General features: G+C 74.7%; 9 protein-coding genes and 1 tRNA gene. 1 reads left to right on the top strand and 9 read right to left on the bottom strand.

From position 1 onward, the window contains the following. Nucleotide 1: 1 nt before the first annotated feature. Nucleotides 2-76: transfer RNA gene (locus ACIQD7_RS05235), tRNA-Leu, on the top strand. Nucleotides 77-156: 80 nt separating this feature from the next. Here ACIQD7_RS05235 and ACIQD7_RS05230 read toward each other — a convergent pair. From ACIQD7_RS05230 to ACIQD7_RS05190, 9 genes are all read right to left on the bottom strand, one after another. Further along, nucleotides 157-879 carry a sulfotransferase family protein gene (locus ACIQD7_RS05230; RefSeq protein ID WP_402439487.1) on the bottom strand — a complete coding sequence of 241 codons (723 nt, stop codon included), beginning with the start codon at nt 877-879 and terminating at the stop codon, nt 157-159. Then, a complete protein-coding gene (locus ACIQD7_RS05225) occupies nt 876-1,658 on the bottom strand; it encodes a thioesterase II family protein (protein WP_121828380.1) in 783 nt (260 codons plus the stop codon). The genes ACIQD7_RS05230 and ACIQD7_RS05225 overlap by 4 nt, the downstream gene beginning before the upstream one ends. Beyond that, nucleotides 1,655-2,959 (bottom strand): cytochrome P450, encoded by a 1,305-nt coding sequence (locus ACIQD7_RS05220; RefSeq protein ID WP_402439484.1) that lies wholly within the window; start codon nt 2,957-2,959, stop codon nt 1,655-1,657. Before ACIQD7_RS05220 ends, ACIQD7_RS05225 begins: the two co-directional genes overlap by 4 nt. Nucleotides 2,960-2,994: 35 nt before the next feature. Next, nucleotides 2,995-3,255 carry an acyl carrier protein gene (locus ACIQD7_RS05215; protein ID WP_121828382.1) on the bottom strand — a complete coding sequence of 87 codons (261 nt, stop codon included), beginning with the start codon at nt 3,253-3,255 and terminating at the stop codon, nt 2,995-2,997. Further along, entirely contained in the window at nt 3,252-4,376 is a 1,125-nt protein-coding gene (locus ACIQD7_RS05210; RefSeq protein WP_402439482.1) for a transketolase family protein, read from the bottom strand. Before ACIQD7_RS05210 ends, ACIQD7_RS05215 begins: the two co-directional genes overlap by 4 nt. Further along, nucleotides 4,373-5,239 (bottom strand): transketolase, encoded by an 867-nt coding sequence (locus tag ACIQD7_RS05205; protein WP_402439480.1) that lies wholly within the window; start codon nt 5,237-5,239, stop codon nt 4,373-4,375. Before ACIQD7_RS05205 ends, ACIQD7_RS05210 begins: the two co-directional genes overlap by 4 nt. Continuing rightward, nucleotides 5,236-6,531: a DegT/DnrJ/EryC1/StrS family aminotransferase gene (locus ACIQD7_RS05200; protein ID WP_402439478.1), complete on the bottom strand. Its 1,296-nt coding sequence runs from the start codon at nt 6,529-6,531 to the stop codon at nt 5,236-5,238. Before ACIQD7_RS05200 ends, ACIQD7_RS05205 begins: the two co-directional genes overlap by 4 nt. A gap of 118 nt (nt 6,532-6,649) precedes the next feature. Further along, nucleotides 6,650-7,756, bottom strand: a complete 1,107-nt coding sequence (locus ACIQD7_RS05195) for a BtrH N-terminal domain-containing protein (RefSeq protein ID WP_402439476.1) — start codon at nt 7,754-7,756, stop codon at nt 6,650-6,652. Continuing rightward, the gene (locus tag ACIQD7_RS05190) at nt 7,753-8,358 is read right to left on the bottom strand and encodes a hypothetical protein (protein ID WP_202527463.1); all 606 of its coding nucleotides are present in this window, start codon (nt 8,356-8,358) and stop codon (nt 7,753-7,755) included. Before ACIQD7_RS05190 ends, ACIQD7_RS05195 begins: the two co-directional genes overlap by 4 nt. Between the last annotated feature and the right edge of the window lie 22 nt (nt 8,359-8,380).

Here is an 8,380-nt window from a genome sequence, read left to right as displayed (position 1 = left end):
GGCGGGGTCGTAGCACAGAGGTAGTGCGCCGCGACAGCATCTCGGAGGACGCCGGTTCGAATCCGGCCGCCCCGCCCCCTGAGCAACGACGTCGGCCTTCACGATCCCCGGGGGATCGTGAAGGCCGACGTCGTCTCCGGGCCGTTCGCCGCAGCGTCAGGCCACGCGCAACCGCCGCTCGCGCAGGTACGCGTAGTGCGGGAGGTGGTGCCGGTAGTACGGGCCGAGCACCGGATGGCCGGGGACGTCCAGCGGCGGACGGCTGGAGACGGCGGCGCTGATCGTGCCGCTGCCGCTCGCGTCGCTGTGCCAGCGGGCCGTCTTCTCCCAGCCGGGCAGCCCGCCCGGACTCCACGACAGGGCGTGCTCCAGGAACGGGACGCCGATCGCCGCGCAGTACGCGCGCAGCGTCTCGGCCGGCGCCGCGACCAGGTCCGCCGCGTCGACGACGGGCGGCGCGGCGCCCGTCACCTCCAGGACCCGGTCGTGGATCTCGCGGAGCCACGCGAAACCGATCTCGTCCCGGCCGAGTTCCGGATTGAGCCCGTAGTGGGAGGCGATGGCCTCCCCCGGGTCCCGCACGATGAAGGTGTGCCGCGCCCCGCGCAGGAAGCGCTCGTCCGCGAGCACCCCCGGATAGCGGAAGTCGGTCGTGTCCTTCACGAACACCTGCCGGTCGCGGGCCAGTTCGAGCAGCCGCCCGATCACCTCCGCCTCCGTACGGCACTCCACGCCCTCGACCTCCTCCCGGCCGAAGTCCGCGAGGTGCGAGAACGGCTCGTGCAGGACGAGGAAGTCGCCGCGCGCGGCGACGCTCCGCGAGAACACGGTGGAGCGGCAGCGCGGCGCGCTCCACAGGACGACCGGCCGGCCGCTCACCTGCCCACCCCCCGCAGCAGCTCGTGCACCGCGGCCACGATCCGCGTCCGGTGCTCGGTGAGGAAGAAGTGCCCCCCGGAGAGCACCTCCAGGTCGAACCTCCCCGACGTCTCCAGGCCCCAGCGCGCCATCAGCTCCGGCGGCACCTCCGGGTCCCGGTCCCCGCACCAGGCCGACACCGGGCAGCTCAGCGGGGGCGGCGAGCCGGTCTCGGGCTCGTACCGGTAGTTCTCGATGAGGTGGAAGTCCGACCGGATCATCGGCAGCAGCACGTCGAGGAGCTCGTCGTGCCCCAGCACCTCCTCCGGCGCCGCCCCGTAGTCCCGCAGCATGTCCACGAACCGCTCGCGCGGCAGGTCGCTCACCGGCGACGGCGGCCGGACCACGGTCGGGCAGGGCCGCCCGGACACGAACAGGTGCTGGACGGGGTGCCCGCGCCGCTCCAGACGACGCGCCGTCTCGAACGCCAGGACGGCGCCCATGCTGTGGCCGAACAGCGCGGCCGGGACCGGCGAGCGGGCGATCGCCGCCGCCGCCAGATCGGCGGCCACGGCCATGCTCGGCACCGGCTTCTCGGACATCAGCGTGCCCCGGCCCGGAAGCTGCACCGGCACCAGCTCCACGTCGGACCGGAACTCCTCGGCCCAGGCGTGGTAGTAGGCGGCGGAGCCGCCCGCGAACGGGAAGCAGTACAGCGCCACCCTCGGCGGCCCGCCGGCCGTCCGGTGCCGGCGCTCCAGCCAGCCCGCCGACGTGGGGGAGGGGACGGCGACGCTCATGCGACCGCTCCCGTCCCCGCAGCGGCGAGCGGACGCGCCGGGGCCTTCCCGGCGCGCGGGGTCAGCCGTACCGGCAGGTGCTTGAAGCCGGCCACGAAGTTCGACGCGAGGTGGACGGGCTCGCCGGCCAGTTCGACCGACCCGACCCGCTCGGCGAACTCGTCCAGGAACACCCGCAGCGCGATCCGGGCGAGGCCGGAGCCGATGCAGTAGTGCGGGCCGACGCCGAACGCGATGTGCCGGTTCGGCCGGCGCGCGATGTCGAAGGAGAACGGGTCCTTGAAGACGCGCTCGTCGCGGTTGGCCGAGCCCAGCCACACGCTGACCGGCTCGCCCTCCCGGATCGTCCGCCCGCCCAGCTCCACGTCGGCCGTCGCGTACCGCATGAAGTGGCTGGCGGGCGACGACCAGCGCAGCAGCTCCTCCATGGCCGTGCCGCGCAGCCCCGGATCCTCCTGGAGGGCCCGGAACTGGTCGGGGTGCTCGGCCATGGTCAGGGCCGTCGTGGAGACCACGTGCGGCGTGGTCACGTTGGCGCCGAGGAGCAGGCTGTAGCAGTTGAGCATGATCTGCCGCTCGGTGAGCGGCTCGCCCTCCAGGCTCATCCGCAGCAGGATCCCGATCAGGTCGTCGCCCGGGTCCGTCCGGTCCCGGCGGGCGATCTCGTCGCTGAAGAAGGAGAACAGCTCGTGGTGCGCCTGGCGCAGGGTCGGCTTGGGAGCCTTCTCCATGTACTCGGGGTCGTCATAGGCGATGGTCATCGTGGTCAGCCGGGACATCCGGTCCCACGTCTCGCGCGGCAGGCCCATCATGGAGCCGGTGAAGGCCATGGGGAACATCAGCGCGGCCTGCGCCAGGTCGAACACCTCCCCGTCCAGGGCCGGTTCGAGCATCTCGCGGACGATGCCCCGGATGGTCTCCTCCTGGGCGGCGACGGCCCGGGGCGTCATCACCCGGTTGAGCGGGTCGCGCAGCTGCCCGTGCCGGGGCGGATCGGTGTCGGGCATCATCTGGTCGGACGCGATGTCCGGCATGGACAGGTCGATGATGCAGAGCATGGTCCCGCGCCGGGAGGAGAAGACCGAGTGGTCCTTGAGCACCCGGCTGACGTCCGCGTGCCGGGTGACCACCCAGAAGGGCTCCCGGCCGTCGGACGGGGTGAAGTGGTGCACCGGGTCGTGGGCCCGCAGGTGGGTCCACAGCGCGTGCGGGTCACCCTCGGTGTAGTACGTCGAGGCGAGGAAGTCCACGGCCGTCACATCGGTGTCCGCCGGGGCGAACGGCGGTGTCGAAAGGCGCATCTGTTGTCTCCTCCGGGAGGGGCCTGGCGGCCGGTTCAGGCCGAGGCCGCGGACAGCTGATCGAGGGTGGCGGCGAGTTCGGCGACGGTCGTGCCGCGGTAGAAGTCGCGGACGGGCAGCTGCACCCCGCGCTCCTGCTCGATCAGCGCGATCAGGTCCATCGCCGAGAGGGAGGTCCCGCCCAGGACGAAGAAGTCGTCGTCGGGGCCGGGGACGGGGACGGCGAGGAGCCGGGCGAACAGGCCGGCGACGTAATCCTGCGACGCCGGTCCCGCGGACGTGGTCTGCGTGCTCATGAGGGCCTGCCTTCCGATGGGGTTCCGGTGGTGGTGGTCGGTGTGGTCGTACGGGTGCTCGTGCTCGTGCTCGTGCTCGTACTCGTACGGGAGCGGGTACGGGGCGCGGACAGCACGCGCAGCGCGGCGGCGTGCACGGTCTCCGGGCTCACCCCCGTGGCGGCGAGCAGCCCGGCGTGGTCGTCGACGAGTCCCGGCAGCGGGCCCGTCACCGCGATCCGCAGCACGGGCCGGGGGGCGTGGGCCGCGACGACCTGGGCGACCGCGTCGCCGAGACCGCCCTGCGGTCGGTGCTCCTCGACCGTGACGAGCCCGCCGGTCTCGGCGGCCGCGACCGCTATCGCGGCCTCGTCGAACGGGACGAGGGTGTGGATCTGGAGCACCCGGGCCGCGATCCCCTCCCCGGCGAGCCGGTCGGCGGCGGCGAGCGCGAAGCGCACGGGCAGCGGGCCGCACGCGACCAGCGTGACGTCGTTCCCCGCGCGCAGGGTCACGGTCTCGCCGAGCCGGAACGGCGGGACGTCCCCGTCGTGCACCGGGGGAGTCGCCGACCGGCCGAGCCGGAGGTACGAGGGCCCGTCCAGCTCGTGCAGCGCCGCCAGGGCGGGGCCGATCTCCCGGGCGTCGGCGGGCACGACCACGGTCAGCCCGTGCAGCGCCCGGGTGACGGCCAGGTCCTCCAGGCAGTAGTGGGTGCTGCCGAAGTGCGCGGCCGAGAGCCCGGCGTGGGTGGCCACGACCCGGACGGGAAGGCCGGTGCCGACGACGTCGAGCTTGAGCTGCTCGGCGGCGCGGGTCGCGGCGAACGTGGCCATGGTGTGGGCGTAGGGGCGCAGTCCGCGGGCCGCGAGCCCCGCCGAGACGGTGAACAGGTTCGCCTCGGCGATGCCGGTGCTGACGTAGCGCTCGGGGAACCGGCCGCCGAAGGAGGTGTCCAGATTGCCCATGTCGGAGTCCAGGCACAGCACCCGCTCGTCGCGCTCGGCGAGCGCGACCAGGGCTTCCCGGTAGGCCTCGCGGGGGCCGAGGGGCTTGGACGGGGACGGGGGCGTGGCTGCGGGTGCGGGCGTGGCCGTGGTCGCCGTGGGCCCGGTCGTGGTCGTGGGCTCGGTCGTGGTCATCGCGCCACCTGCCCCGCGGCGCGGAGCGCGGCGAGCGCGCGCCGGCGCAGCGCCGGGTTCAGCGTCACGTAGTGGCTCGCCACCCGCCGCTCCAGGAACGGGACGCCGCGCCCCTTGACCGTACGGGCCACCACGGCGACCGGCCGGCCGCTCGCGGAGGGGGCGGCGAGCGCGGCGCGCAGGGAGCCGTGGTCGTGGCCGTCGGTCTCCCGCACCTCCCAGCCGAAGGACCGGAGCCGGTCGCCCAGCGGCTCCAGGGTCAGCGAGTCCTCCGTCGAGGCGGACTGCTGGAGCCCGTTCCGGTCGACGATCGCGGTGAGGTGCGACAGCTTCCGGTGGCCGGCGAACATCAGGGACTCCCACACGGAGCCCTCCTGGAGCTCGCCGTCCCCCATCAGCACGAAGACCCGTTCCGAGGTGTCGCCCCGGAGCTGCCCGGCGAGCGCCAGACCGCAGCCGAGGGCCAGACCGTGCCCGAGCGAGCCGGTCGAGAACTCGACGCCGGGCAGCCCCCGGGAGGGGTGTCCGAACAGTCGGCTGCCGGGTGAGGCGTACCCCTCCAGCTCGGCCTCGTCGAGCAGTCCCCGGGCGGCGAGCGCCGCGTACAGGGCCGGTGCCGCGTGGCCCTTGCTCAGGATGAAGGAGTCGCGGGACGGGTCGAGCACCCCGAAGTGGAGGACGGCCATGACGTCCGCGCAGGACAGACTGCCGCCCAGGTGCGCGCCCTGCCGGCCGCCGGCCATGTCGACGATGCCCCGGCGGATGCGCAGCGCGGCCTCCTCGGTGCTGACGCCGGTGCTGACCCCGGCGGTGACGCCCGTGGCGGACGGCGGCTGTGCGGCGGTGGTGACGGGCGCGGTCACGCGGCACCCACCTCCTGCCGTTCGCGTCCGGCCGGGGAGGCCGAGCGGACCATCCGGCGGATCAGGTCGAGGTTCTCCCAGACCTTCTCGAAGCCGTCGGCGTACGCGGCGAGCACCGGACCGGAGTCGGGGTCGAGCTGGCGCCGCTGGAGGCACAGCGAGTCGGTGAGCACGGCGCGGGCCACCGGGAACTCCGCCCCGGCCGGCACGTACGGGGCGAAGGCCGGGTGCGCCGGCAGCGGCGCCTCCTGGTAGCGCGAGACCGGGACGCCCTCGGCGCGCAGCGCCCGGTGCAGGGCCCGGCGCAGCGCGGCGGCGTCCCCGTGCCCGAGGCCCAGGGCCTCCGGGTCCAGCCGGAACCGCAGGATGTGCCAGACGTGCGCGGAGCCCTCGGGCACCACGGGGACCCGCAGCCCGGGCAGCGCGGCGAGCCGGTCGAGGAAGGCCAGGATGCCGGGCGTCCGGCGGTGCCCGTACGCGTCGAGGCGGGCGAGCTGGCTCCGTGCGAACGCCGCCTCCACGGGGCCGATGCGGTGGTTCCACCCCGGCGTGTGGGACACGTAGCTCCGGGTGCGCCGGGGACGCGGGTCCTCGCCGAACTGCCGCAGCCGCAGCACCCGTTCGTACAGCTCGGGGTCGTCGGTGGTGAGCAGTCCGCCCTCGCCGCAGCTGGGCAGGTTCTTGCTGGGGTGCAGGCTGAAGCAGCCCACCGTCCCCAGCCCGCCGGTGCGCCGGCCCCGGTAGGAGGCCCCGTGCGACTGGGCGGCGTCCTCCACGAGCGCGGCGCCGAGCCCGCCGGCGACGGCCCGCAGCGCGTCCATGTCGGCGGGCAGGCCGTGCAGGTGGACCGGGAGCAGCGCCTTGGTGCGCGGACCCGCCACGGCGCGCACGGCCTCCGGATCCATGGTGTACGTGTCGGGGTCGATGTCCGCGAAGACCGGCCGCGCGCCCTGCTGGAGCACGGCGAGGGCGGTGGCGTTCATGGAGAGGGAGGGCACGACCACCTCGTCGCCCGGGCCCACGCCGAGGGCGGCGAGGGCCAGTTGGAGGGCCGCGGTGCCGGAGCCCACGGCGGCGCAGTGCGCGGTGCCGGTGTAGGCGGCCCACTCCCGCTCCAGGCCCGGCACCTCCTCCTCGCCCTCGGCCGTGGCGGTCAGCCGCCCACTGGCCAGGACCCGGGCCACGGCCTCCTCGTCGTCCCGCGTGACCACCGGCCACCGGGGCGCGGCGGTCCCGGGCGGGACCGCGCGGGGTCCCCCCACCATCGCGAGCTGTTGCGGTCGCTCCGTCATGCCTGTCGTTCCGCCTCTCTGGGTTCCCTCGGTCCTGGGCGTCCGCGTGACGCGTCCGCCGGTCACGGCCGGTCCCGTGAGGAGGCCCGGTCCGGCACGGTCGATCGGTCCCGCGCGGTCACGGCCGGTCCAGCGCGGACTCGACCGCGTGCAGGGCCGCCTCGTAACCGCGCAGCAGGGTGCGGCCGTGCTCGACGACCTGCCGGGCTGCCTCCCCGGGGTTCTCCTCGCCGTGGGCCGCGCTGATGCGGACCCCGGTCCAGGAGTGCGAGACCAGCTCCACGGCCCGGCCCGCCTCGGCGAGCCGGAAGCGGCCCAGGCGCCGGGCGGCCTCGGCGAGGAACCGGGCGTGCAGCCCGGCCTCGGCCTGCGCGGGCCAGCCGATGCGGTACGTCCGCAGCAGCGGCGCCGCGCCCTCGGCGGCGACGGCGGCCGGCAGGGAGTCGAAGTAGGCCGCGAGCGACGGCAGGCCGTCCCCCTCTTCGCCGCGCAGCGACCGGACGTTGGTCTCCAGGGCCGTACGCAGCCACGACCAGGTCAGCTCCGGCTGCGGCCCCTCCCGGCGGACCTCCAGCCAGCGCCGGGCGGGCCCGGATCCGGCGAAGAAGGGGTCGCTGCCGTCGTCCGGGTTGGCGGAGGAGCGGCTGCGCTCCAGGACCTCGCGGGGCAGCGGCCCCCGGTAGGCGGGCGGCATCGGGTCGAGGATCCGGTACGCACGGCTGCCCGGGTCGTAGCCGGTCACCATCAGGAGGTGTCCGGCGTGCACGTCGTGGTAGGCCGGCCGGAACGGCAGGTGGTAGTTGTCGACCGCGACGACGGGCACGATCCCGTCGGCGAGCGCGGCGACCACCTGCTCGTGGGCCTCGGCGTCGTCGCCGGGCCGGTGCCACCGCAGGGACAGCGGGTGGTAGATCCCGAAGGAGGAGGCCAGGTCCTCCCCGGCCGGGTGGAAGAACTCGACGGGCTCGCAGTCCTCGGGCACGGCCCGCAGCCGCCAGCCGCTGCCGAGGGCCTGGAGCGGGTCCCAGCCGCCGAGCCGCAGCACGTGTACCAGGTCGACCTGGAGGCAGCTGCAGAGGTCGTCGTACCAGGCGGGGGAGGAGGTCACGGGCACCGCGCCCGAGTAGGGCCCGGTGGGGGTGGTGCTGACGGGACCCGGGATGTCCTCCGTGACGTTCTCCGTGACGTCCTCCGTGACGGAGGCGGGGGTGCCGAGGACGGTCATCGGACTCCCTCCACGGTGAGGGCGAAGAGGTGCAGGGCGGCGTTGTCGGGCAGCCGCACGCTCCGCAGCGGCTCCCGGCGCACGGCCGGGACGCGCACCGACCAGACCTGGCCGCCCAGGTCGGGCTGGATGTGGTGCGGATAGTGCATACCGGCCGAGCGGGCCGCGAGCACCTCGCCGAAGTGCCCGGTGGCCGGCCAGAAGTCGGAGACGCGGATCCACTCGGGGTCCACGGCCCCGGAGGCGTAGTGCAGGTGGACGGTCTCCTCGCAGCGCCGCTCGGAGGTGACGAGCAGGTGCAGCCAGTCGGCGGCGGTGCCGTCCGGGAGGTGGACGAGCTGGCCGGTGCAGCGCACGTTGTCGGGTGCGACGCCGTCGGGCGCGGCGACGTCGAACTCGACGCCGGAGACCCGGATCCGGCCGGTGGGCAGGGTGCCGATGGGCAGGCTGTTGCCCCAGACGTTGAGCCGCCCGTTGCCCAGGGTGTCGGGACCGGTGAAGGCGACGTTGTTGAACAGTTCGGTGAGCCGCAGCGGCAGTTGGACGTGCTCCCGCGCCTCCCTGCTTCTCGTGTCGGCCGGTTCGATGACTTGAGGATTCACTTCGGGCCCCCTCCACGCACAG

This window comes from Streptomyces sp. NPDC093071, from assembly GCF_044754545.1.
GTDB lineage: Bacteria > Actinomycetota > Actinomycetes > Streptomycetales > Streptomycetaceae > Streptomyces.
The sequence above is the reverse complement of the archived record's forward strand: the minus strand, read 5'-3'. Positions and strand labels throughout refer to the sequence as shown.

What these genes read in the sequence shown, in the direction of transcription:
- ACIQD7_RS05200 (WP_402439478.1), bottom strand. Translation starts at nt 6,531, where the DNA reads ATGACGGAGCGACCGCAACAGCTCGCGATGGTGGGGGGACCCCGCGCG.
- ACIQD7_RS05215 (WP_121828382.1), bottom strand. Translation starts at nt 3,255, where the DNA reads ATGAGCACGCAGACCACGTCCGCGGGACCGGCGTCGCAGGATTACGTC.
- ACIQD7_RS05210 (WP_402439482.1), bottom strand. Translation starts at nt 4,376, where the DNA reads ATGACCACGACCGAGCCCACGACCACGACCGGGCCCACGGCGACCACG.
- ACIQD7_RS05220 (WP_402439484.1), bottom strand. Translation starts at nt 2,959, where the DNA reads ATGCGCCTTTCGACACCGCCGTTCGCCCCGGCGGACACCGATGTGACG.
- ACIQD7_RS05195 (WP_402439476.1), bottom strand. Translation starts at nt 7,756, where the DNA reads ATGACCGTCCTCGGCACCCCCGCCTCCGTCACGGAGGACGTCACGGAG.
- ACIQD7_RS05225 (WP_121828380.1), bottom strand. Translation starts at nt 1,658, where the DNA reads ATGAGCGTCGCCGTCCCCTCCCCCACGTCGGCGGGCTGGCTGGAGCGC.